Source organism: Cupriavidus sp. IK-TO18, from assembly GCF_015549295.1.
Lineage (GTDB): Bacteria > Pseudomonadota > Gammaproteobacteria > Burkholderiales > Burkholderiaceae > Cupriavidus > Cupriavidus oxalaticus_A.
This window is the reverse complement of sequence record NZ_JADGMP010000046.1, coordinates 60,717-84,272: the sequence shown is the minus strand read 5'-3', so window position 1 is coordinate 84,272 and position 23,556 is coordinate 60,717. Positions and strand designations below refer to the sequence as shown.

Annotated in this window: 20 protein-coding genes and 2 tRNA genes; 10 read left to right on the top strand and 12 right to left on the bottom strand. The window is 66.3% G+C overall.

Going from position 1 to position 23,556, the window contains the following annotated elements; all coding sequences use genetic code 11:
- Nucleotides 1-64 precede the first annotated feature (64 nt).
- On the bottom strand, nt 65-2,191 hold the full coding sequence (gene ppk1 / locus IPF36_RS31660; RefSeq protein WP_133096103.1) for a polyphosphate kinase 1: 2,127 nt from the start codon (nt 2,189-2,191) through the stop codon (nt 65-67).
- Nucleotides 2,192-2,339: 148 nt separating this feature from the next.
- Between ppk1 and ppx the strand changes: the two genes are divergently transcribed.
- Complete coding sequence (gene ppx / locus IPF36_RS31655) at nt 2,340-3,872, top strand: exopolyphosphatase (protein WP_133096104.1); 1,533 nt, start codon at nt 2,340-2,342, stop codon at nt 3,870-3,872.
- A 47-nt stretch (nt 3,873-3,919) separates the two neighbouring features.
- Here ppx and IPF36_RS31650 read toward each other — a convergent pair whose 3' ends face one another.
- From IPF36_RS31650 to infA, 3 genes are all read right to left on the bottom strand, one after another.
- Nucleotides 3,920-4,759 (bottom strand): GNAT family N-acetyltransferase, encoded by an 840-nt coding sequence (locus IPF36_RS31650; protein ID WP_133096105.1) that lies wholly within the window; start codon nt 4,757-4,759, stop codon nt 3,920-3,922.
- Nucleotides 4,760-5,190: 431 nt separating this feature from the next.
- Nucleotides 5,191-5,667 carry a histidine phosphatase family protein gene (locus tag IPF36_RS31645; RefSeq protein ID WP_133096132.1) on the bottom strand — a complete coding sequence of 159 codons (477 nt, stop codon included), beginning with the start codon at nt 5,665-5,667 and terminating at the stop codon, nt 5,191-5,193.
- Between the two features lie 218 nt (nt 5,668-5,885).
- The gene (gene infA, locus IPF36_RS31640) at nt 5,886-6,107 is read right to left on the bottom strand and encodes a translation initiation factor IF-1 (protein WP_008641674.1); all 222 of its coding nucleotides are present in this window, start codon (nt 6,105-6,107) and stop codon (nt 5,886-5,888) included.
- Nucleotides 6,108-6,757: 650 nt separating this feature from the next.
- Between infA and IPF36_RS31635 the strand changes: the two genes are divergently transcribed.
- Complete coding sequence (locus tag IPF36_RS31635; protein WP_135705529.1) at nt 6,758-7,279, top strand: hypothetical protein; 522 nt, start codon at nt 6,758-6,760, stop codon at nt 7,277-7,279.
- 164 nt (nt 7,280-7,443) lie between these two features.
- Nucleotides 7,444-8,202 carry an exonuclease domain-containing protein gene (locus IPF36_RS31630; protein WP_133096107.1) on the top strand — a complete coding sequence of 253 codons (759 nt, stop codon included), beginning with the start codon at nt 7,444-7,446 and terminating at the stop codon, nt 8,200-8,202.
- 94 nt (nt 8,203-8,296) lie between these two features.
- On the opposite strand, the gene IPF36_RS31625 is transcribed toward IPF36_RS31630, so the two are convergent.
- Nucleotides 8,297-8,373: transfer RNA gene (locus tag IPF36_RS31625), tRNA-Pro, on the bottom strand.
- A gap of 410 nt (nt 8,374-8,783) precedes the next feature.
- Between IPF36_RS31625 and IPF36_RS31620 the strand changes: the two genes are divergently transcribed.
- Nucleotides 8,784-10,031: a GGDEF domain-containing protein gene (locus tag IPF36_RS31620; protein WP_133096133.1), complete on the top strand. Its 1,248-nt coding sequence runs from the start codon at nt 8,784-8,786 to the stop codon at nt 10,029-10,031.
- Nucleotides 10,032-10,082: 51 nt separating this feature from the next.
- Nucleotides 10,083-10,159: transfer RNA gene (locus IPF36_RS31615), tRNA-Arg, on the top strand.
- A gap of 97 nt (nt 10,160-10,256) precedes the next feature.
- Here the strand turns inward: IPF36_RS31615 and IPF36_RS31610 are convergent.
- From IPF36_RS31610 to IPF36_RS31590, 5 genes are all read right to left on the bottom strand, one after another.
- Nucleotides 10,257-10,595, bottom strand: a complete 339-nt coding sequence (locus IPF36_RS31610) for a copper-binding protein (RefSeq protein ID WP_195431977.1) — start codon at nt 10,593-10,595, stop codon at nt 10,257-10,259.
- A complete protein-coding gene (locus tag IPF36_RS31605; protein WP_195431975.1) occupies nt 10,592-13,765 on the bottom strand; it encodes an efflux RND transporter permease subunit in 3,174 nt (1,057 codons plus the stop codon). Before IPF36_RS31605 ends, IPF36_RS31610 begins: the two co-directional genes overlap by 4 nt.
- A complete protein-coding gene (locus IPF36_RS31600; protein ID WP_195431973.1) occupies nt 13,762-15,312 on the bottom strand; it encodes an efflux RND transporter periplasmic adaptor subunit in 1,551 nt (516 codons plus the stop codon). The genes IPF36_RS31605 and IPF36_RS31600 overlap by 4 nt, the downstream gene beginning before the upstream one ends.
- Nucleotides 15,309-16,616, bottom strand: a complete 1,308-nt coding sequence (locus IPF36_RS31595) for a TolC family protein (RefSeq protein ID WP_195431972.1) — start codon at nt 16,614-16,616, stop codon at nt 15,309-15,311. Before IPF36_RS31595 ends, IPF36_RS31600 begins: the two co-directional genes overlap by 4 nt.
- 72 nt (nt 16,617-16,688) lie before the next feature.
- A complete protein-coding gene (locus tag IPF36_RS31590; protein WP_133096112.1) occupies nt 16,689-17,087 on the bottom strand; it encodes a copper resistance protein in 399 nt (132 codons plus the stop codon).
- Between the two features lie 454 nt (nt 17,088-17,541).
- Between IPF36_RS31590 and IPF36_RS31585 the strand changes: the two genes are divergently transcribed.
- On the top strand, nt 17,542-18,069 hold the full coding sequence (locus tag IPF36_RS31585; RefSeq protein WP_195431971.1) for a cytochrome c: 528 nt from the start codon (nt 17,542-17,544) through the stop codon (nt 18,067-18,069).
- A gap of 188 nt (nt 18,070-18,257) precedes the next feature.
- A complete protein-coding gene (locus IPF36_RS31580) occupies nt 18,258-18,725 on the top strand; it encodes a nucleoside deaminase (protein WP_195431970.1) in 468 nt (155 codons plus the stop codon).
- An 11-nt stretch (nt 18,726-18,736) separates the two neighbouring features.
- On the opposite strand, the gene IPF36_RS31575 is transcribed toward IPF36_RS31580, so the two are convergent.
- The gene (locus IPF36_RS31575) at nt 18,737-18,895 is read right to left on the bottom strand and encodes a hypothetical protein (protein WP_195431969.1); all 159 of its coding nucleotides are present in this window, start codon (nt 18,893-18,895) and stop codon (nt 18,737-18,739) included.
- Between the two features lie 15 nt (nt 18,896-18,910).
- On the opposite strand from IPF36_RS31575, the gene IPF36_RS31570 reads away from it, so the two are divergent.
- Nucleotides 18,911-19,072 carry a hypothetical protein gene (locus IPF36_RS31570; RefSeq protein WP_165971515.1) on the top strand — a complete coding sequence of 54 codons (162 nt, stop codon included), beginning with the start codon at nt 18,911-18,913 and terminating at the stop codon, nt 19,070-19,072.
- Nucleotides 19,073-19,242: 170 nt separating this feature from the next.
- A complete protein-coding gene (locus IPF36_RS31565; RefSeq protein ID WP_133096113.1) occupies nt 19,243-20,532 on the top strand; it encodes an MFS transporter in 1,290 nt (429 codons plus the stop codon).
- 106 nt (nt 20,533-20,638) lie between these two features.
- On the opposite strand, the gene fabI is transcribed toward IPF36_RS31565, so the two are convergent.
- Nucleotides 20,639-21,424 (bottom strand): enoyl-ACP reductase FabI, encoded by a 786-nt coding sequence (gene fabI, locus IPF36_RS31560; protein WP_133096114.1) that lies wholly within the window; start codon nt 21,422-21,424, stop codon nt 20,639-20,641.
- Between the two features lie 211 nt (nt 21,425-21,635).
- Here fabI and IPF36_RS31555 point away from each other — a divergent pair, with 211 nt between their 5' ends.
- Nucleotides 21,636-23,534 carry an extracellular solute-binding protein gene (locus tag IPF36_RS31555; protein WP_135705524.1) on the top strand — a complete coding sequence of 633 codons (1,899 nt, stop codon included), beginning with the start codon at nt 21,636-21,638 and terminating at the stop codon, nt 23,532-23,534.
- Nucleotides 23,535-23,556 lie beyond the last annotated feature (22 nt).

The following is a 23,556-nucleotide window of genomic DNA, read 5'->3' as shown; positions in this document are numbered from 1 at the left end:
CACCAAAGCAACAAGCCCCGCCTGGCGGCCGCCATGACGGGGCTTGTTGCTTTTCAGGCAGCATTCACGGATTGCCGCCGAACATCGCCAGCATGTCGTTCTGGCTGACGCGCGGATGCCTGGAGCGCGTCTGCTTGCGCACGTAGTTGCCGTCCGGCTGCATGATCCACGCGGAAGCATTGTCGCGCAGGTGCACCTGCAGGCTTTCCTTGATCACGCGCGCCTTCAGCGCCTTGTCCAGCACTGGGAAGGCTACCTCGACGCGGCGGAACAGGTTGCGATCCATCCAGTCGGCGCTGGACAGGTACAGCACCTCTTCGCCGCCCGCGCGGAAATAATAGACGCGATGGTGTTCCAGGAACCGCCCGACGATCGACCGCACCGAGATGTTCTCGGACATGCCCGGCACGCCTGGCATTAGCGCGCAGACGCCGCGCACGATCAGGTCGATCTTCACGCCCGCGCGCGAGGCCTTGTACAGCTCGTCGATGATCGACGCCTCCAGCAGCGCATTCATCTTGGCGATGATCCGGGCCGGCTTGCCGGCGCGCGCGTTGCGGGCCTCGGCGCGGATATGCTCGACCAGGTTGGTCTGCATGGTGAACGGAGATTGCCACAGGTGGTTCAGCCGGATCGTGCCGGCGGTGCCGGTCAGCAGCTGGAACACGTGGTGCACGTCTTCGCAGATCGCCTCGTCGGCGGTCAGCAGCCCGAAGTCGGTATAGAGGCGTGCGGTGCGCGGATGGTAGTTGCCCGTGCCCAGGTGCGCGTAGCGGCGCAGCTTGACCTGCTTGGCCTTGGGACCGGTTGGCTCGCGGCGCACGATCAGCAGCATCTTGGCGTGGCACTTGTGGCCGACCACGCCATAGATCACGTGCGCGCCGGCCGATTCCAGCCGCTCGGCCCAGTTGATATTGGTCTCTTCGTCGAAGCGCGCGAGCAGCTCCACCACCACCGTGACTTCCTTGCCGTTGCGCGCGGCGGTCATCAGCGCTTCCATCACCAGCGACTCGTTGCCGGTGCGGTACACGGTCTGCTTGATCGCGACCACGTTGGGATCGGCGGCGGCCAGCTGCAGCAGGTCGAGCACCGAGCTGAAGCTCTCGTACGGGTGGTGCAGCAGCACGTCCTGCTGGCGCATCACGTCGAACATCGAGGCCCCCGTGGCAAACGCCTTCACCGGCGCCGGCACATAGGGCGGGTACTTGAGGGCGGGGCGATCGACCATGTCGGGGATCTGCATCAGCCGCGCCAGGTTCACCGGGCCGGAGACACGGTACAGGTCCTGCTCGCTCAGGCCCGATTCCAGCAACAGCCGGCGCGCCAGCGGCGTCGGCGTATCGGAGGACACCTCCAGCCGCACCGTGTCGCCGAAATGACGCGTCGGCAGTTCGCCCTGCAGCGCTTCGCGCAGGTCGGTGATCTCGTCCTCGGAAACGAACAGATCGGAATTGCGCGTGACGCGGAACTGGTAGCAGCCGTGCACCGCGATCGCCGGGAACAACTCATGCACAAAGCCCTGCATGAACGACGACAGCATCACGAAGCCGAACGGGTAGCCCGACAGCTTCTCCGGCATCTTCACCACGCGCGGCAGCGCGCGCGGCGCCTGCACGATGGCAAGGTCGGCCTCGCGGCCGAAGGCATCCTTGCCGGACAGCTCGACCACGAAGTTCAGGCTCTTGTTGAGCACGCGCGGGAAGGGGTGGGCGGGGTCCAGCGCGATCGGCGTCAGCACCGGCGCCAGCTCGCGCTGGAAGAACTCGCGCGCCCATTCGCGCTGCGCGTCGGTCCAGGTCGTGGTCAGGTGGAAAAAGACACCTTCTTTTTCAAGTAGTGGAAAAATGGTGTTCTGCAGCATGTCATACTGCGAAGCCACAAGCCGCTGCGTGCGCTCGGTGACAAGCTGGTAAGTCTGCTGGAAGGACAAACCGTCCGGCGTCAGCCCCGAAGCGTTGTCGCGCATCTGTTCCTTCAGGCCCGCCATGCGGATTTCAAAGAACTCGTCCAGATTGCTGGACACGATGCAGATAAACTTCAACCTCTCCAGCAGCGGTACCTTGGGGTCCGCGGCTTGCGCCAACACGCGGGCATTGAATTCCAGGATGCCCAGCTCGCGGTTGAGCAGCGTGCTGGACGGCGTCGTCGACATGGTCATGACCTTCTTTTGGTAATGTGGCGACTTTTTCATAAAATCGTGTCACTTTTATGACAGTTTGATTTTGTCATGAGGCGGACATGACACGGACATATTTTTGCGGGGCGCGTGCGCCGGCGGCGGGACACCTAGCCTGGACCGGGCCACGCAACACGAACGCGAACCAGCTCTCTAGCACACGATGAACAACACTCCACGCCTGCTCGCCGCCGTCGACATGGGCTCGAACAGTTTCCGCCTGATGATCGGGCGGGTGGACGAGACCACCACGGCCAACGGCACCGCGAGCCAGATCTTCCAGGTCGACGCCCTGCGTGAGCCTGTGCGGCTGGCGGCTGGCCTGACGCCCGACAAGTACCTGGACCAGCCCGCGCGCCGGCGCGGCATCGATGCGCTGCGGCGCTTCGGCGACCGCCTGCGCGACTTTGCGCCCGACCAGGTGCGTGCGGTCGCCACCAATACGCTGCGCGTCGCCAAGAATGCATCCGAGTTCCTGATCGAGGCCGAGAACGCGCTCGGCTTCCCGATCGAAGTCATCGCCGGGCGCGAAGAAGCGCGGCTGATCTACCTGGGCGCCTCGCACGATGCGCCGGCCTGCCAGGGCAACCGGCTGGTGGTGGACATCGGCGGCGGCTCGACCGAATTCATCATTGGTAGCGGCTACCAGTCCAAGCTGATGGAAAGCCTGTACATCGGCTGCGTATCGCATAGCCGGCAGTTCTTCCCCAGCGGCAACGTCGACGAATACGCGATGAAGCAGGCCGAGCTGGCCGCGCGCCGCGAGATCCAGGTGCTGGTGCGCCAGTACCGCGCCGCCGGCTGGCAGCAGGCGGTCGGTTCGTCCGGTACGGCGCGCGCGCTGGCCGAGCTGATCGAGCTCAACGGCATGAACGACAACCCGGCTGACCACGGCATCACGCGCGAAGGGCTGGAGCGGCTCAAGCGCGCGCTGATCAAGGCCGAGAACACCAACCGCGTCAAGCTTACCGGGCTGAAGGCGGACCGCATCCCGGTGCTGCCGGGCGGGTTGTCGATCATGCTGGGCGTGTTCGCCGAGCTCGACATCGACCGCATGGACGTCACCGACGGCGCGTTGCGCCTGGGCGTGCTCTACGACCTGCTGGGGCGCAGCCACCATGAGGACATGCGCACCGTCACGGTCGACCAGTTCATGCGCCGCTACGGCGTCGACCGTGCCCAGGCGGGGCGCGTGCGCGGTACCTCGCAGGCGCTGCTGTCCCAGTTCCCGGATCCCGCCAACGAACGGCGCGATGACAACCTGGCGCTGCTGGGCTGGGCTGCGAGTCTGCATGAGATCGGCATGTCGATCTCGCACAGCGGCTACCACAAGCATTCGGCGTATATCGCCACGCATGCGGACATGCCGGGCTTTTCCAAGACCGACCAGGCGCGGCTGGCCACGCTGCTGCTGGGGCATGCGGGCAAGCTTGGCAAGCTGTCGGGCAGCGGCAAGTTCGTCGACTGGCGCATGCTGTTCAGCCTGCGCCTGGCCTTCGTGCTGTGCCGGCGCCGTTCGGACGTCGGCTCGCCCGATATCCGCGTCAGCCAGCTCGCCGAGGCGCTCGACGAGGGCTTCGAGGTGCGCCTGCCCAAGATGTGGATCGAGGCCAATCCACTGATCGAATACAGCCTCGCGCAGGAGGCCGACGAATGGCAGCGGATCGGCAAGCGCTACAAGGTCGTCTACGACTGACCAACGGCTGAGCGCGGAAGAAGGGGCCGCCGCTCGGGCGGCCCCGATCATACGGCCTGGTTCAGGCCGAGGAAGTGGCGGGCGTAGCGCGGGTTCATGTCGTTCACGCGCAGCAGCGTCAGGAAGTCGGCCACGTTGAAATCCGGATCCCAGGCCGGCTGGCCGCAGATCTTTGCCCCGAGGCGCAGGTAGCCCTTGATCAGCGCGGGCGGCTCGACCTCGAGCTGCTGGTTCAGGTCCTCGACCGGCAGCGGCAGGCGCGGGAAGGCATGGTATTCGATCGGTGCCAGGTAGCGCTCGCTGAACAACCGGTGCAGGCTGGCAGCATAGTGGCCGCCGTCGCTCATCGGCACGCTGGCGCAGCCCAGCATCGACTCGATGCCCCAGCGCTGCAGGTACTCGCCCAGCCCGCCCCACAGCGCCATGATGACGCTGCCCGAGCGATAGTCGCGGTGCACGCAGGAGCGGCCCAGTTCCAGCATCTTGGGGCGCAGGTGGGACAGGCGCACCAGGTCGAATTCCGATTCCGCGTAGAGGCAGCCCAGGCGCTTGGCCTGGTGCGGCGGCAGCACGCGATAGGTGCCGACCACGCGCAGCGTGGCCATGTCGCGCACGATCAGGTGGTCGCAGTAGCCATCGAACATGTCGATGTCCAGCTCCGGCACCGAAGACGTCAGGCGTGCGCCCATCTCCTCGGCGAACACCTTGTAGCGCAGGCGCTGCGCCTCGACTACTTCGTCCTGGTGGCGCGCCCACGCCACGCTGAGAGCAGGCGACTCACTTGCCTTATCCGATTGGCGATGAAGACGGCTCCGCGCCGTCTGGCCGGCAAGGCCATTGGGCAAAGAGTCAAAAAGCGGCTGGGTCGGCGTGGGGAGGTCTCGCATCAGTATGTCCTTTTGGTGACGAAACTGTTGCGATGCAATGTAGTGAGCCGCGGTGACATTGCCGTGACCTGGCGATGACGCTTCCGTGACGTCCGGCGAGGTGCTGGTGCTGGTGCCGGTGGCGCCGTTGCGCGACCGGCCAGCTTCGGGGGATGGTTCTGCCGGCGCGCCTGCGGGTTGGCGGGGAAGATGGGGGTCCGACGGGCAATCCATGGAAATCTCCGTGACACCTGTGGTCGAAGCCCATGCCTGGCATGGCGAGGGCGGCGCGGCCAGAGGGCTGCGCCGTAGCGACTCTAGGGAGCGGAGAATGCGGCTGCCATCAGCTATTTCGGATTTTTGCCAGGCGCGACCATGCCGGCCATGCCAGAAGCTGCAGCCGGCTCATGCGTGCCGGCTGCAATGGCGAAGTCGGAAATATCTGGGCCGCGTCAGAGAAATTCGGGATTGATAACCGCGCGCAGCACGGTCTGTGCCTCGCTTTCGCGGGTCCGTCCGGTCAGCCACCAGATGCCTGCCTTGCGCACGCTCCAGTCCATCTCGTTGCCGGCCAGAAGCAGGCTGGCGACGCGGCCGATCCATGGCTGGTGCCCGACGACCACCACGTGCTCGGTGCGTTCGGGCCATTGCACCGCGGCCAGCACCGCGCTGACGTCGGCGCCGGGGGCCAGCTCCTCGACGATCTGCGCGTTGCCCGTCAACGCCGCCGCGGTTTCGCGGGTGCGTACGGAGGGGCTGCACAGCACGCGCGTGTCCGATGGCAGGTGCGCACGCAGCCATTTGGCGGACGCCTCCGCCTGCTTGCGGCCGCGGCGCGTCAGGGGCCGCTGCATGTCGGCATGGCGGCTCAGGCTGAGGGCGTCGGGGAGGTCTTCGGCTTCGGCGTGGCGCCAGAGGATCAGGTTCATGTCGGGTGTGGCGAGGGTGATGCTTCGAGTATGGTGAAGCTGCCCGACCAGCGCAAGCGGATGGCCTGGTGCCACGAATTGCCGTAAACGAAGTCGGGCCGCCCGTCGGGCAGCCCGCAAGTGTGTCCGGGCGCGGTGTCAGCTCCATGACAGCGCGTCGGCAACGCCCCGGAATTCACTTGTACGGCGGGAGCGGCGGGCTCCGGCCGTGCGAAGACTCAGGACTTGTGGCGGAAGTTGATGCGGCCCTTGGTCAGGTCGTAGGGCGACATTTCCAGGGTGACGCGGTCGCCGGCCAGGATGCGGATGCGGTGCTTCTGCATCTTGCCCGAAGCGTATGCCCAGATTTCCACGCCGTTTTCCAGCGTGACACGATAGCGGTTGTCGGGCAGGGCTTCCGACACCACGCCGCCAAATTCAATGAGTTCTTCCTTAGCCAATCTGCTTTCCTTTTCGGCAGCCCGCGAAGGCTGCATGGTTGCGTTATCAAAAATTCCGGTCCGGTTCGTCCGGCCCGAGGGCACGGCGCGAACCGGCGCACATTCGCCAGGCTGGCGAACCGCGCCAATGAAGTCGTTCGGGGCAGGCGCACGCGGACGATGCCGCGCGGCGCCACGCGTGGCGCCAGATACTCGATCCATGCCGGTCGCGCCCCGGCCAGGCGGGCACGGATTGCCTGGCGTGGACACTGCCGGTGACGGCCTGGGTGGCCGTTCGCTACGCGGAGCAGGGCGGGCAGGTGTACCCGGTGGTTCGCCAGTTCTGGTGTCGCCGCGGATGGCCGCGCCGGCTGCTGCTGAGCGCTCGCGAGAGCGCGCTGGTGAGAACGCCCGGTTACAGGGATGCACGGACACCCCGGGGCTACTTGCTCTCATATTGTATCACGTACGCAGTTGCAGCATTGCCCCTGCGAACATGGGGAAGCCGTGGGACAACTGCGCATTGTGCAGCGCATGGTCCATGCGATGTCAGGTGATGTATGAAGCTCTTTGCGTATCCGGCATGCCTTGGTATTTGCCTCGTATGAGCTAGAACTAACTCGTACGGCCGCCGGGAGTCAGCGGGGCCGGAATCTCGCAAGGAGACTGCCATGGAACTCCATCTGGACTCGCACCGCTTCGTCCGCTGCACTCCGGACTGGCGGGCCGCCGTGGTGGCCGGGCTGATCGCCGGTGCAGTGTATATGGTGCTTGAGCTGCTGACGGCGCGCTTCCTGATGTACCAGGGCGCCTGGGGCACGGTGAAGATGGTGGCGGCCATTATCCTCGGCCGCGAAGCGCTTTCCGCCGATGCCTTCAACTGGACCGTGGTGCTGTCGGCCGGCACGGTTCATTTTGCGCTGTCGATCATACTTTCGGCAGTGCTGGCGATGATCCTGTCCTCATTCCGTCTCGATTCCAGCATGGGGTTGGCGTCGCTGGTCGGCATCGTGTTCGGCGTGGTGGTCTACCTGGTCAATTTTTATGTGTTCGGCAGCTATTTCAACTGGTTCGACGAGGCGCGCGGGTGGGAAAGCCTGTTCGCCCACGCACTGTTCGGGCTGGTCGCGGCGGATGTGTACGTGAATCTTGAGCGGCGCCGCGGCGATTCCACCGGCCCGCAGCAGGCCTGAGATGGCCGGCCTGGTGCCGAGGCGCCGGCCTATCTCCAACCGATGGCGCCTCCGGCTAGCCCATCTGGTTGATATGACGTTTGGCACCCCCGCACTACGCTAGAGGCAAACGACCATAGCGGCCGCCGCCAACGTGCCTTGCGGACGGCTACACCGGAGTGCCCATGCGGGTCGCAATCGTCAGTACCGAGACAACCGGGCTCACGCCAGTGGACGAGCCTGTCAGCATCGGCCTGCTGCTTGTCGAAGTAGCGCCGAGGGCGGGCAGTCTCGTGCGCGAAATCACTGACTACTACGGTTCGCAGGAGCCCACCGTGCCGATCAGCGAGGCCGCTACCGGCATGCACGGCCTGACCGCCGAGATGCTGCGCGGGCAGCGCTTCGATGTCGGTGCGATCCGTGCCATCGTCGAGGATGCTGACGTGCTGGTCGCCCATGGGGCCGAATTCAATGTGCGCATGCTGGAAAAGGTGCTGCCCGAGGTACAGCGCAAGCATTGGCGCTGCTCGGTGCGCCAGGTGCGCTGGTCCCAGTATTTCCATGCTCCCAACCACAAGCTCGATACGCTGTGCGAACACCTGCGCATCTTCCGGCCGCGACCGCAAATCGCGCTGGACGACTGCCTGGCGCTGTCCAAGCTCCTCTTCCAGCAGATGGGAGCGGTAGGGCAGGCCACGCCGATGGGCTTTCTGCTGGCGCAGCCGGACTATGTGCCGCGGACTGTCGTGCACGGCGCGGCGGCCTCCCCGGCCAATGCGGCGCCGACAGCGCCCGTATCGCCACAACGGGACGGCGGCCCGGGCTGGCAGCCTCAGGTCGACAAGCAACACGACAGTGCCAGCCGCGGCCTTGTGCTGGCGGCCGTGGTGCTGCTGCTGATCGCGGCCGCACTGCTCTGGCCCGACATGATGCCGCGGTGGTGAGCGGGGCCGACGCAGTCGCGCGGGGGCGGGCAGAAAAGAAAAACGGCCTGGACATTGCTGTCCAGGCCGTGTTCCTTGAAGCCAAACTTAAAACTGGTCGGGGCGACATGATTCGAACATGCGACCCTCTGATCCCAAATCAGATGCGCTACCAGGCTGCGCTACGCCCCGAAGCCGAGCATTGTAGCGCGCGCCGGCAGGGCCGGTCAATCTGGCGTATCCGGCACATCGCGGTACGCGAGCCGTCCCGCGGGCGCGCTCCCCCTTTTGGCGGGGGACACTTTGGCTTGACTTGGGTTTGCGCGCTGCGATAATCCGCACACCGCTCTTAGTCCGACCGGCGTGATGTCGGGAATGCCGGTTTGCAGATTCCTTCCGGACTGGCCTGATCACCATAACAAGAACGGCGCTCCCTGTCCTGGCGAGCGCCTCGGCGCGTTGGCTTTGCCGCTGGCAACGCCACGGCGGCCCGACACAGGATATGCGGCAATCGATGAAAACGGTCCGGCACAGGACCGGCATAAAAAGGGGAAAGGCGGCGCCTGGCGGGGCGCCGTTGGTCGCCTTGGACGGGAATGAAGATGTTTCAGTCGCATATTGTGGTGCTCATCGCAGGGCTGTTTGCCGTGCAGATGGCGGTGGTTTGCGTCGTATTGCGTCGATCCGCGGGCATGGGCCGCAGTGGCCTGACGTCATGGGCACTGGGCAATGCCGCCGCGGCGATCGGCTCGGTGCTGGCTGCGGTGCAGGACGCGCGCCCCGCGTGGCTGGTGCCGGACGCAACCGATCTCGCGTTGCTGGCTGCGTTCGCCTTGATGGCGATCGGGGCGCGTCATTTTGCTGGTCGCTCCGGCAAGACCGGGCTCCTACTGGGAACCTGCCTGGCTGCCGCTGTCGGCGTGGCATGGCAGTTGGTGGCAGCCGGCATCCCCGATGCGCCGCTGGCAGGGCTGCAGATGGCGCCGCTGCTGACGGCATGCCATATCGGCTTGCTGCTCGACGTGACCCGCAGCATCGGCCCATCGGTGCGGACTTCCCGCGGCGTCGGGCGCCTGGCTGCTGCTTCGCTGGTGCTGATTGCCCTTGCCGTGGCCGCGACCAATGCATGGACCATGGCCTTGCCGGTTGCCGCGCTGGTGCAGGGCGGCGCCTGGCCGCGGCCATTGCCGTGGGACGGCGAACTGGCCATGCTCAACGTCTTTGCGCTGGTTGGCCTCTCGGTCAGCTTTGCGCTGATGGCGCATGACCGGTTGCGGCGCATGCTGGAGCGGCGCGCGCGGCATGACGACCTGACCGACGTGCTGCTGCGCGGCGCCTTCTGGGAAGCGCTGGAGCAAGCCTGCCTGCAGGCCGAGCGCCAGCGCAAGCCGTTGACCGTGGCCTTTGTGGACCTGGACCACTTCAAGGCGATCAACGATGTCTACGGCCACCTGGCCGGCGACAGCGTGCTGCGCCACTTCGCCGGGCTGCTGCGGCGTACCAGCGGCCCGCACGACGTGCTCGGGCGACTCGGCGGCGAAGAGTTTGCCATCGTCATGCCCGATACCGTGATGGAAAATGGCCGGCTGGCCTGCATGCGGCTGGCGACCGCCGTGCGCGCGAGCCCTTGTCCTTCCGAGCCGGATGCAATCGCTTACACCGTCAGCATCGGCCTTGCCACGCGCAACCCCGGGGAGGGCGCCGACGCGCTGATGCGCCGCGCCGACCGCGCCTTGTATGACGCCAAGCTCAAAGGCCGCAACGGCGTATCGATGCACCCGGTTGCCGGCAACCATGCGTCGGCGGCGGGCCGCTACGTCACCCGCGCGAACGAGCGCCTGGCTTCCTGAACGCCTCCGATCCGCACTGCGGGCCGGCGCTGCGGTAGAATGCACGCCTTCGCGTCCTTAGCTCAGTTGGATAGAGCACTCGCCTTCTAAGCGAGCGGTCAGAGGTTCGAATCCTCTAGGACGCGCCAAGCACGCTTTGCGGGCGATCGCCTGCATGCTCCGGTCACCGGCGTGGCCCCGGGAAATGCCGTTCCGGCCATTTGCCGTGTGCCACCGCGCCTTGCCTTACTTGTGCCGTAGGTCAATCACTGTCGGCTTCCCTTCGATCGTGTCGAAGATGGCGGAAACCGACTCGCCTTCCTTGAAGTTCTTCAACGAAGCAGGGTCCTTGACCGGGAACGCCATGGTCATGGCCTGCATCCCGAGGTTCTCGATCGGCCCATGCTTGAGCGTGACCTTCCCGGCCCGCGCATCAATCTTTTTGATTTCGGCCGCAACGGCGCGTGGGGCTTGCCGGGTTGCGGCAGGCGTCTTCATGTCCATGCTGTCCATCGAGCCGGCAGCAAATGCGACCGGCGCGGCAGCAAGGGCCAGGGCGGCAGCGAACGTCTTAACGTGGTTCATTTCGGGTCCTCCTGAAGTGAGGGATTGGGGGAAAGAGAAGAAGCCGCCTTCGCGTGACGGCGGCGCAGTAACAAGTAGACGGCCGGTACCACGAACATCGATAGCAGCGGGGCGGTCACCATGCCGCCGACCATGGGAGCCGCGATACGCTGCATGACCTCGGAGCCGGTGCCGTGCGACCACATGATGGGAATCAGGCCGGCCAGGATGACGGCGACGGTCATCGCCTTGGGGCGAACGCGCAGGACTGCGCCTTCCTGGATCGCGTCCAGCAAATCCGTGACGCCGGTCTCTCCGTTCTTGATGCGCTCGGCCCATGCCTGCTTCAGGTAGAGCAGCATGATCACGCCGAACTCCGCCGCGACGCCAGCCAGCGCGATAAACCCGACAATGCCGGCCACGGACAGGTTGTAGCCGAGCAGATAAAGCAGCCAGAATCCACCGATCAGGGCGAGCGGCAGGGTGCCCATGATCAGGATCGCCTCATCCAGGCGGCCGAATACCAGGTAGAGCAGCACGAAGATGATCAGCAGCGTGAACGGTACCACGACCTTCAGCCTGCCGGTGGCGCGCTCCAGGTACTCGAACTGGCCCGACCAGCTCAGCGAGTAGCCCGCGGGCATCGGCACCGCCTTTGCCACCGCGGCCTGCATGTCGTGCACGGCGGAACGCAGGTCGCGTCCGCGAATGTCGACATAGATCCAGCCGGACAGGCGCGCATTCTCGCTGCGCAGCATCGGCGGGCCCTGCACGACTTCAACGCGGGCCACGTCGGACAGCATGATCTGCAACCCCTTGTCGGTCACGATGGGGAGGCTTCGCAATTGCTCGATGGAATCGCGGTAGTCGCGCGGATACCGGACGTTGATCGGAAAGCGCGCCAGTCCGTCGACCACTTCGCCGACATTCTCGCCACCGATCGCGGATGACACGATGCCTTGCACGTCCTCGATATTGAGGCCATACCGGCCCGCGGCCCTGCGGTCGATATCGACGTCGATATAGCGGCCGCCGGTAAGGCGTTCGGCCAGCGCGGAGGTGACGCCCGGGACGTTCTTGACGGCTTCCTCGATGCGGGTGGCCAGCCGGTCGATCTCCATCAGGTCCGTGCCGGCCACCTTGATGCCGACCGGGCTCTTGATCCCCGTGGCGAGCATGTCGATCCGGTTGCGAATCGGCGGCACCCAGATGTTCGACAAGCCCGGCACCTTCACCACGCGATCCAGTTCCTCCACCAGCTTGTCGGTGGTCATGCCCGCACGCCACTGATCGCGTGGCTTGAACTGGATGGTGGTCTCGAACATCTCGATGGGAGCCGGATCGGTGGCGGTATCGGCGCGGCCGGCCTTGCCGAACACGGTCGCAACCTCGGGCACGGTCTTGATCAGGCGGTCGGTCTGTTGCAGCAGTTGCGCCGCCTTGCCGGCGGAGAGCCCGGGCAACGCCGAAGGCATGTACAGCAGGTCTCCTTCATCGAGAGGCGGCATGAACTCGCCACCGATGCGCATAATCGGCCAGGCGCTCGCTACCAGGAGCAGCGCCGCGATTGCCAGTGTGATCTTCGGATGCGAGAGCACCCTGGCGAGCAATGGCTGGTAGCCACGGATCAGCCACCGGTTGAGCGGATTGGCCTGTTCCAGTGGAATCTTGCCGCGGATCATGTAACCCATCAGCACCGGCACCAGCGTGATCGACAAGCCCGCGGCGGCGGCCATCGAGTAGGTCTTTGTAAACGCCAGCGGCGAGAAGAGCCGCCCCTCTTGCGCTTCAAGCGTGAATACCGGGATAAACGAGAGCGTGATGATCAGTAGCGAGAAGAACAGGGCCGGACCGACTTCCGCAGCGGAATCGCCGACGATGCGCCATCGCTCCCGTGCGGACAGTTCCACTCCCGGGTTGTCGGCGTGCCAGTGCTCCAGGTGCTTGTGCGCATTCTCGATCATCACCACCGCCGCATCGACCATCGCGCCAATGGCGATGGCGATGCCGCCAAGGGACATGATGTTGGCGTTCACGCCCTGATAGCGCATGACCAGGAACGCAGCCAGCACGCCGAGCGGCAGCGAGACAATGGCGACCAGGGCCGAGCGCAGGTGAAACAGGAACACCAGGCAGACCAGCGCCACCACGATGAATTCCTCGATGAGCTTGGCCGTCAGGTTATCCACGGCGCGATGGATAAGCGCCGAGCGATCGTAGGTGGTCACGATCTCCACGCCCTTTGGCAGGCTTGTCTGCAGGGCGGCAAGCCTGGCCTTGACCGCGTCGATGGTCTCCAGTGCATTCTTGCCGGATCGCATCACGATGACGCCGCCCGCGACTTCGCCCTGGCCATCGAGCTCGGCAATGCCGCGCCGCATCTCGGGGCCGAACTGAACGGTGGCCACGTCGCCGAGCCGTACCGGGATGCCGGCCTCGCTGGTTACCAGCGGGATCTGGCGGAAGTCATCGAGCGTCTTCAGGTAGCCACTGGCCCGCACCATGTACTCGGCTTCTCCCAGCTCCAGCACGGACCCTCCGGTTTCCTGGTTCGCACCCTTGAGCGCCGCCAGCACCCTGGCCTGCGATAGGCCATGGGCACGCAGCCGGTCTGGCATCAGCACGATCTGGTACTGCCTGACCATCCCGCCCAGCGACGCGACCTCGGCCACATTGGGCAGCGATTTGAGCTCGAAGCGCAGGAACCAGTCCTGCATGGCGCGCAACTGGCTGAGGTCGTGCTGCCCGGTCTTGTCGATGAGGGCGTACTCGTAGATCCAGCCCACGCCGGTCGCGTCGGGCCCAAGCGCCGGCCTGGCGGCGGCGGGGAGCCGGGATTGCACCTGGTTCAGGTATTCCAGCACGCGCGAGCGCGCCCAGTAGAGGTCCGTCCCATCCTCGAACAGCACGTAGACGAAGGAATCGCCGAAGAACGAATAGCCGCGTACGGTCCTGGCGCCGGGCACGGACAGCATCGTCGTGGTCAGCGGATAGGTGACCTGGTTCTCCACGATCTGTGGTGCCTGGCCGGGGAGCGGCGTACGGATGATCACCTGTACGTCGGACAGGTCCGGCAATGCGTCGAGCGGCGTACTGCGCACGGCCCACAAGCCCCAGGCGGTGAGCATGGCGGTGGCCAGCAGGACCAGGAAGCGATTCCGGATGGAAGCAAGGATGAGCCGCGCAATCATGGCCTGGCTCCCTGTGCAGAGCTGGCGGGCTCCACCGACGACAGGATCGCCGCGCCTTCGTTGTTCACGCGGAAGCGGAAGCGGATGCGGTCACCTGGCTTGAAGCCCTTCGCCATGCCTGTCGGCGGTGCGGCAAAGTCCATGGTCATGGCGCCCCACTGCATCGACTGGATCGGGCCGTGGGAAATCGTCATGCCTTCAGCGCTCACCGCCTCCACACGCCCGACGCCTTCGTGCTCCGGCCCTGCGGCCGCGGCGGCGGGTGCCGAAGCGGCTGGCGCTGCCGTCATGCGCTGCGCGGTACCGCGCAGGCTGGCTTCGGAGTCGATCAGGAACTGGCCGGATACCACGACCTTCTGTCCGGCCTTGAGGCCCTCGATCACTTCGGTCTGTCCGCCGGCCTCGGCACCTGTCTTGACCTCGACGGGACTGAAGCCACCCTGGCCGGCTTCCACCATGGCAAGCGTGCGCGTCCCGGTGCGGATCAGCGACTCGGTCGGGACAAGCAGCCGGTCCGGTCCGGGCGGGGCACCAAAGCGGGCAGTCACGAACATGCCAGGCAGCAACTGACGGTCCTTGTTCTGCAACTCAATCCGTACCTTGATCGTCCGGGTGCCTGGGTTGATGTCCGGAAGGATGGCGTCGACCTTGCCAGTCAGCGCTTGTCCGGGCAGCGCTGCCGCGATTGCCGACAAGGCTTGTCCGGGCCGTAGCTGCGCGGCCTGGCTCTCTGGCACTTCGGCCAGCACCCATACCGTGGCCAGGCTGGCAATGCGAAAGAGCGTCGTGCCGGGGGACACCGTCATGCCCTCGCGCGCGCCGATCTCGGTGACGATGCCGTCTGCGGGACTTGCAACGGTGAGCCGCGGCTGCAGCTTGCCGGTGTCCTGCACCAGGCGGATGTGGCTGTCGGCCATGCCGGCCTGCCGCATGCGGGCAATGGCGGCTTCGCGCAAATCGCCCTGCAGGTTACCGCTCATGCGGGCCACGGCCAGGTACTCCTCTTGCGCGGCGACCCAGTCAGGCGAGTAGATCTGCGCCAGTGGCTGGCCTTTACGGACCGGGTCCAGCGTCGTCCTGGCATAGGTGTGCTCGACGAACCCAGTCGTACGGGCCTGCAGCACTTCGATGCCGCGTTCGTCGATCGCGACATTCCCTGGAACTTCCAGTGCGGATGCCAGGCGACCCAGCTTGACTTCCGCGGTTCGAATGCCGAGGCTTTGGCTGACACGGCTATCGATGGTGACAGCCGCGCCGCCACCGGCGTCTTCGTACACGGGCGACAGCGCCATATCCATGAATGGCGACTTGCCAGGCTTGTCAAAGCGCTGGCCCGGCACCATCGGGTCATGCCAATAGAGGATGCGCTTGCCGTTTCGGGGATCGATATCCCCGGCCTTCAGGCTCGCATCGCCAGGGTCGCCCGCGGGCGTCGTCGACGCGGCCGTATGCTGGCGTCCCTGTTGCTGGCCGAGGTAGTAGGCACCGGCGACGCTCGCCACCACAGCGAGGGTTGCTCCTGCCCGTGCAATCGTGGTCCTTTTCATTGCTGGACTCCTTGCGGAAACATGGCTTGTGCGGCAGTCGGCAAAGGCATCAGGAAAGCGAGCTCGGCCCAGAGCCTGGCGGTAGCTGCCTCCAGCTTGAGCCGCTCGAGCGAGAGGTCGAGCGCCTTGCGGCTGGCCTCGGCCACCGCTGTCAGGCTGCCGGCGCCGGCGCGATAGGCGCTCAGGGCCGCCTCGGTCTGCGCCTTCGCCAATGGCAAGGTGGCATTTCGATAGCGCTCCAGGCGCGAGCGGCCGAGTTGCAGTTCGGCCTGCTTGCCGCGGAGCTGTCCAATCACGCCGCGGCGTACCGATTCGGCTTGCGCCCGTGCGGCATTGGCCTGCGCGAGCCTGGAGGCCAGTTCGCGATCCTGGCGATTCTTCTGGTCCCACGGCACCGGCAGCGAAACATTCAGCGACACCATGTTCGAATAGGCGGGACCGCGCTGGCTGTACATCAGTTCGACGCTGACGTCCGGAACCTTGCTCTCGCGCGCGAAGCGGCTTTCCGCGTCGGCCACGCCGACCTGGGCCTCCGCGGCGGCAACCTCTGGCACTTGCGTGGCGCCGGCAGCGTCGAGCGTATCGAGCCAGGCCGGCGCATCGAGCGCGGGGCGCTCGGTCAGCGGCAATTCCGCAGCGTTGCCGACCCACCGGCGCAGCATCGCCCGGGACGAAGCGACCGCGGCGCGGGCTTCGTCTTCGCGATCCTGCAGTCGCTGCCATTCAATCTCGGCCGCCAGGATATCGGCACGCGAACCGCGGTTGCCGCGATAGGCGGCCTGTGCCGCATCCACCAGCAGCTTGATCGACTGCGACTGTTCGGTGAGCACGCCGTATGCGCGCTCGGCATACCAGCGCTCGAGCCATGCCGTGGCGGCGCCGCGCTGCACGGCGGCCAGCGCCACCGTGCGTTGGGCCTCGGCCGAAGACGCTTCGGCCTCGAAGCGCTCGGCGCGGGCCTGGCGCTTCGCCGCGCGCGTGAATTCCTGCATGACGCTGATCGACCTCATGGTCATCGAATCCGTGCCAAGCGAGAACCGGTCAGGGCCATTCGCCGGCACGTTGTTGACGCCGACCTTCAGCACCGGGTCCGGCAACTGCTTGCCGGCTACTGCCATCTCAATGGCTGACTGGACCGCCGACCGCGATGTCTCGGCATCCGTCGAACGCGACGATGCGCGTGCGACCGCTTCTTGCAGGGAGAGCGCGGCCAGGGATTCCGCCCGTGCCGGATGGACAATGGCAAGCAGCGTGATGGCGAGCACCAGCCGGCGCCCGCACATGGTGGGGAAACGCAAATGCATAAAGCCTCCGCAAAGCAACGACCGCCCTGACGCCTATGGCTCAGGGCACGATGGCAGGCGTTGCTTCGGAGGCTACGTTCGGAAGCAGCAGTTGAGGATAGGGAGGGGGCGTGGCGGCGCGCGCGGAATTGCGTCGCGGGAAACCGCTACGCGATGTGCCAGTACCGGTACCGGGGTGGGCACCACAATATTGACGAGCACCGGATGGAAGGCGGGAACCTGGGGTGTTGCATGGTCGGCCGACTTGGAGCCGAGCTGGCAGTGCTCCTGGCAAAGCCCGTCATGCATGCCCGGCGCGGCGTCTTCCTTTGCCATGTCGGGGCAGGCTTCCGTCATGCCCGGCATTCCCTCCATCGAGCCAAGCGAATACCGGCTGCCCTCGCAGGCATACGCTGCCGCTGCCAGTTGCACTGTCAGGAAAGCGCTCAGCAGGAATACGGCAAGCAAGAGCCGATGAAGGGGAGTACGCATGTTGTGATGCCGGTGTGGCACGAATGGTAGCAGCCTTTGCCTGCTTGCAGCATATGCCGGTTGTGGCGCTTTGTCGCACGTCAAGCGCATGCTGCCGGCCATGGATGGGAGCGCCAATTCGCCAGACACCTTACCGGGATGTAATGGCCGCGTAACGTCCTGGTGAGAGAAGGCCTCATACGATGGATTCGCGGGTGCGCCCGCGTTTGGGAGCCAATGGGGGAGCCACATTGCCTCCCGGCCGCCCTTTGCGATAGTGTTGCCGTACCCGCTGATGCATTTCTTCCATGGCAGCCAAAAGGAGCCAGGGGCAACGCCACGGTAATAGGCAAAGCGGATGCCTCGATGGGTCCCGGCCGCCGATGATTGCGGCGCTGGCGATGAGCCTGAGTTCTGCCTCGGTCATTACCAATGCGTTGCGGCTCAGGGGGGCTGCTACTTGACGCGAGCCAACATGGAAGATTCAAGCAAGCGACGCTGGCGCATCGCTGGACTGATCGCACTCGGCGCGGCGGCTGCCGCCGCCGTTGCGCTGCAGGCCAAGCGATATATCGAGGCGCCCATCCCTGCCGGAAAGGCAAGCGATGCGCGGCAGCTTCGCATCGATGCCTCCGATACGGTACTGGTTGCGCAGGGTCGGAAGATCTACGCGCAGCAGTGCAGGTCGTGTCATGGCGCCAGCCTGCAGGGGCAGCCCGAGTGGCGCCAGCGACTGCCAAGCGGCCGGATGCCGGCGCCTCCGCATGATGCTTCCGGCCACACGTGGCATCATCCCGACGCCGTGCTGTTTGCCATTACCCGGAATGGCCTGGTCCCGGGCGTTACCGCGCCGGAGGGCTATGAGAGCGACATGCCGGCGTTCGCACCGTTGCTGTCCGATGCAGACATCATCGCCGTGCTGGCGTATATCAAGAGTACCTGGCCACAGAAAATGGCAGCCGCGCAGCGGGAGGCAACGGAGCAGTACGCCGGTCGCCGGTGACGCGCCGCACCGGGTCCCGGCGAAAGCGTCGCCGTCAAGCCGCGTTGCGGCTCAGCACCGGCAGCGAGCTGGAACCAAATTCGCTGTATAACAACTTGCCGCACGCCGCGCACGCACGCTGGCCTATAGTCTGTCAGCCAGCCACCTCATCGGCCCAACCAGGGCCGAGCCCTCACAGGAGATAACGCGTGTCGACCACGGAAACCTATCTGATCGATTCCATCCGCCTTGCCATGGAAAACGTGCGGGAGCGCAACACCTGGCCCTTCGGCGCCGTGGTGGTCAAGGACGGCAAGGTGCTGGCGCGCGCGGTCAACGAGGTGGAAGCCACCTGCGATCCCAGCGCGCACGCCGAAATGCAGGCAGTGCGCGCCGCGAGCCGTGCACTGGGCAAGCCCGACCTGAGCGGCTGCACGGTCTACGCCAGCGGCTACCCGTGCCCGATGTGCCTGACGGCGATGTACCTGGCCGGTGTCGGGGCGGTCTACTACGCCTATTCCAACGAAGACGGCGCGCCTTACGACCTGTCCGCGGAGCGCGGCTATGTCGAGCTGGCGCGGCCTGTCGAACAGCGCGAGATGAAGCTGGCCTACCTGCCGGCGCGCGACGAAGGCCCGGACCTGTATGAGGCGTGGCGCGAACGGCAGGACCGCTAGGGCATAGGCCTTCACCGGATGCCGCGCGATGCCTTGTCCGCGCGGCCGTGCAGCGCGCGACTTCCTGCCCGCAGGTGCTCCAGCACCCGGGCGGCGCGCGGCGACAGCGGCCACTCGGCACGATGGACCAGCCAGAGCGTATCGACCGCCGGCGGGCCAGAGTCGACCAACTTGACCGCCTCCGCATGCGCGAAGGCCTTGCGCGCACGATCGAGCTGGCGCGCGCGATGCGCGAGGGCGGCCTCGACCTGCTCAACGTCAGCGTCGGCTCTCCACGCCCGACGCCGTCGTGGGTACTGCCGGCGCCTTACGCGCACTGGCTGGAGCGCTGCCGGCTTCAAGCCTGAGCGCGGGCCGGGCGTGGGCTGAACGCGGCGGCGTGCCGGCACGTTTCCGCGTTTTGCCGCACAATAACGCCTTGCGCGCCGCACAGGAGCACGCTGGATCACCAGAGGCGGGGTCATCGACCCGCCCGGCAGCGGGCGGCATTTTCGTAGAACCCCCTGCAATCCTGTACATGGCCGCCCCACATGCACACGCCGCCGCGGACGCCGTCCGCGGCGTTCCGCCTTCCGGCCCCTCGCGCGATGCGAGCACGCCGAATCTTTCCGACCACCCTGCAAAGGCCAGACGGCCGGCAAGTTCCGGCCGCCTCGCACTGCTGGCGCTTGGCGTCGGCAGCTTCGCCATCGGTACCGGCGAATTTGTCATCATGGGTCTGCTGCCCGATGCCGCGCGCGACCTCGCCATCTCCATCCCCGAAGCCGGCCACCTGATCAGCGCCTATGCGCTGGGCGTGGTCATCGGCGCGCCGCTGCTGGCGGTGCTGGGCGCGCGCTGGCCGCGGCGCAACCTGCTGGTGGCGCTGATGGCGGTGTTCGCGGCGGGCAATCTCGCCAGCGCGATGGCGCCGGCCTACCTGTCGATGCTGGTGGCGCGGCTGCTGACCGGCTTCCCGCACGGCACCTACTTTGGCGTGGCGGCGCTGGTCGCCGCGGGGCTGGTGCCGCGCGAGCGGCGCGCGCAGGCGGTAGGACTGGTGATGCTTGGGCTGACCAGCGCGACGCTGGTCGGCGTACCGATCGCCGCCACGGTCGGCACCTGGCTCGGCTGGCGATCGGCCTTCGTGATCGTGGGTGCGCTCGGCGCGCTGACCGCACTGCTGGTGTGGCGCTGCGTGCCGTTCGTGCCGGCCGACCGGCATGCCAGCCCGCTGCGCGAGTTGTCGGCGCTCAGGCGCAAGCAGGTGTGGCTGACGCTGGGCATCGGCGCGATCGGGTTTGGGGGCATGTTCTCGGTGTTCAGCTACATCAAGCCGACCATGCTCGAACTGGCGCACATGCCGGCCGCGGGCATCCCCGTGGTGCTGGCGCTGTTCGGCGTCGGCATGGTGGTGGGCAACCTCGCCGGCGCGCGGCTGGCCGACAAGGCGCTGATGCCGACCATCGGCGGCGTGCTGGTGTGGACCGCGCTGGTGCTGGGCGCCTTCACCTTCACCGCGCCGCATGCGTGGCTGGCCGCGGCCAATGTGCTGCTGGTCGGCACCGTGGTGGCACTGGGCCCGGCGCTGCAGATCCGGCTGATGGACGTGGCCGGCGATGCGCAGGCACTGGCGGCCGCGCTCAACCACTCGGCGTTCAACATGGCCAATGCGCTCGGCGCGTGGCTGGGCGGCGTGACCATCGCAGCCGGCTATGGCTGGACCTCGACCGGCTGGGTCGGCCTGCTGCTGGCGCTGGGCGGCCTGGCGATCTATGCCTGGTCGGTGCTCGACATGGACCGCCGCGGCGCCACTGCCACGGCTTGATCTTGCTCGCGGCGCTACGACAGCCGGCTTGCAACCTGCCAGGAAAAAAGGGCGCCATCGCTGGCGCCCCTTGTCGATTCCGGCGCTGCGGCCGGCAGTGCTGCCCTCAGGCGTCCGCGACGCTCGCGCCGACGATATTGAAGCCGCCGTCGACGTAGGTGATCTCACCGGTCACGCCGCTGGCCAGGTCGGACAGCAGGAAGGCGGCCACGTTGCCGACTTCGTCGATGGTCACGTTGCGGCGCAGCGGCGCGGCCTGCTCGAAGTGGCCCAGCAGCTTGCCGAAGTCCTTGATCCCCGACGCGGCCAGCGTCTTGATCGGGCCGGCCGAGATGCCGTTGGCGCGGATGCCGCGCGGGCCGACCGAGGAAGCCAGGTAGCGCACGCTGGCTTCCAGCGCGGCTTTGGCCAGGCCCATGGTGTTGTAGTTGGGAACCACGCGCTCGGCGCCCAGGTAGGTCAGCGTCAGCAGCGAGGCCTTGTCCGACAGCAGCGGCAGCGCGGCCTTGGCCAGCGCCGGGAAGCTGTAGGCGGAAATGTCATGCGCGATGCGGAAGCCTTCGCGCGACAGGCCCTCGAGGAAATCGCCGGCGATGGCTTCGCGCGGCGCAAAGCCGATCGAGTGCACCAGCCCGTCGAACTTCTCCCAGCGCTGGCCCAGCGCGGCGAAGGTCGCGGCAATCTGCTCGTCGCTGCCGACGTCGCACTCGAACACCATGTCGGTACCGAATTCCTTGGCAAACTCGCTGATCCGGTCCTTGAACCGTTCGCCGACATAGGTGAAGGCGAGTTCGGCGCCTTCGCGCTTGCACGCGGAGGCAATGCCATAGGCGATCGAGCGGTTCGAGAGCAAGCCCGTGATAAGGATCCGCTTACCTGCCAGAAATCCCATAAGTTCTCCAAGGTGGTGTATCAGGCACGCTTCCTGCGTCCGCCGTGCGGCCGTGCGCGTGCCCTGGCTGTTCTGCGGCCGTTTTATTGCGCCGCGCAGAGGGAATGTCCGGATGGCTGGCGCCACCCCGGACGCATGTAAAATTGTCTCATACTTGGCCCGGCCGCAGAACGCCGGGACCCCAGAGGTCATAGTGGAGGAATCCAACGGGATGCCTATTCAAGCACGTTGGCCGCTTCAGGCGGCATGGCAGTGCTTCCGGCGGGATGCGGTACTGCGGTTCGGGCTGGCGACCATGCTGGCGGCGGGGGTCTCCCTGGTCTCTCTGGTCTCTTCCCCGGCCATGGCGGCGCATGGGTTCGCGCTGCACGGAGACCTGAAATACGCCGAGAATTTTCCGCACTTCGACTATGTCAACCCCAACGCACCGGCTGGCGGCACGCTCACGCTCGCCAATCCGGACCGGCGCACCAGCTTCGACAAGTTCAACCCGTTCACGCTGAAGGGCACGTCGGCGCCCGGGCTCAATGCGCTGATGTTCGAGTCGCTGCTGGTCAGCAGCGCCGACGAGACCGCCAGTGCCTACGGCCTGCTGGCCGAGGACGTCACGGTCGCGCCGGACGAGATGTCGGTCACCTTCCGCATCCGCCCGCAGGCGCGCTTCTCCAATGGCGACCCGGTGCTGGCATCTGACGTCAAGCATTCTTATGACATGCTGATGAGCAAGGCGTCGAGCCCCGGCTACCGCAGCATGTGCACCGATGTGAAGGCGGTGGTGGTGACCGGCGAGCGCACGCTGCGCTACGACTTCAAGCAGCGCAACCGCGAACTGCCGCTGATCGTCGGCGCACTGCCGGTGTTCTCGAAGAAGTGGACCGCCAAGGTGCCGTTCGAGAAGCTGACCTTCGAGCCGCCCATCACCAGTGGCCCCTACCTGATCGAGCGCTACGACGCCGGCCGCGGCATCATCTTCAAGCGCGATCCCGGCTATTGGGGCAAGGATCTGGCGGTGCGCCGCGGCACCTTCAACTTCGCGCGCGTGGTCTACCGCCTGTACAAGGACGAGACCGCCAAGCTGGAGGCCTACAAGGCCGGCGAGTTCGATGCCATCGTCGAGTACCGTGCCAAGAACTGGGCCAAGAGCTACCAGGGCACGCGCTTCCGCAACGGCGAGCTGATCAAGACCGAGTTCCCGCACCGCAACGGCGCCGGCATGCAGGGCTTCGTGATGAACATGCGCAAGCCTGTGTTCCAGGACGTGCGGGTGCGCCAGGCGCTGATCCTGGCGCTGGACTTCGAATGGCTGAACCGGCAGCTGTTCTACGGCGCGTACAAGCGGCTGGACAGCTGGTTCTCCAACAGCGAGCTGGCCGCCAGCGCCACCGTCGACGGCCGGCCCGGCCCCGGCGAGATGGCGCTGCTGGAGCCGCTGCGCGCCGAGCTGCCGCCCGAGGTCTTCGGCCCCGACGTGGTGCAGCCCAGCACCGCGGCGCCGCGGTCGCTGCGCGACAACCTGCGCCTGGCCCGGCGCCTGCTGGCGCAGGCCGGCTGGACCTACACCGACGGCGCGCTGCGCAACACCAAGGGCGAGCCGCTGGTATTCGAGTTCCTGGACGATGGCGGCGCCATGAGCCGCGTCATCACCACCTATGTGCGCAACCTGGAAAAGCTCGGCATCCAGGTGCACCAGCGCACCACTGACTTTGCGCTGTACCAGAAGCGGCTGGAAGACTTCGATTTCGACATGGTGTCGATCCGCTTCCCCGACTCGCAGAGCCCGGGCAACGAACTGCGCGACCGCTTTGCCAGCGAGGCCGCGACCACGCCCGGCTCGGACAACCTGTTCGGGCTGAAGTCGCCGGTCGTCGACAAGCTGGTCGACAACCTGCTGCATGCCCATACCCGCCAGGAGCTGATTACTGCCGGGCGCGCGCTCGACCGGGTGCTGATGCACGGCTACTACATCGTGCCCAACTGGTACAGTGCGTCACACCGGGTCTCGTACCGCAAGGAACTGGCTTATCCGGAGCGGCTTCCCTATTTCTATACGGCCGAAGGCTGGATCCTGAGCCAGTGGTGGCGCAAGGACGTCCAGCCGCAAGCGCGCTGACGCTTTCAGTGCAGATTAGCTA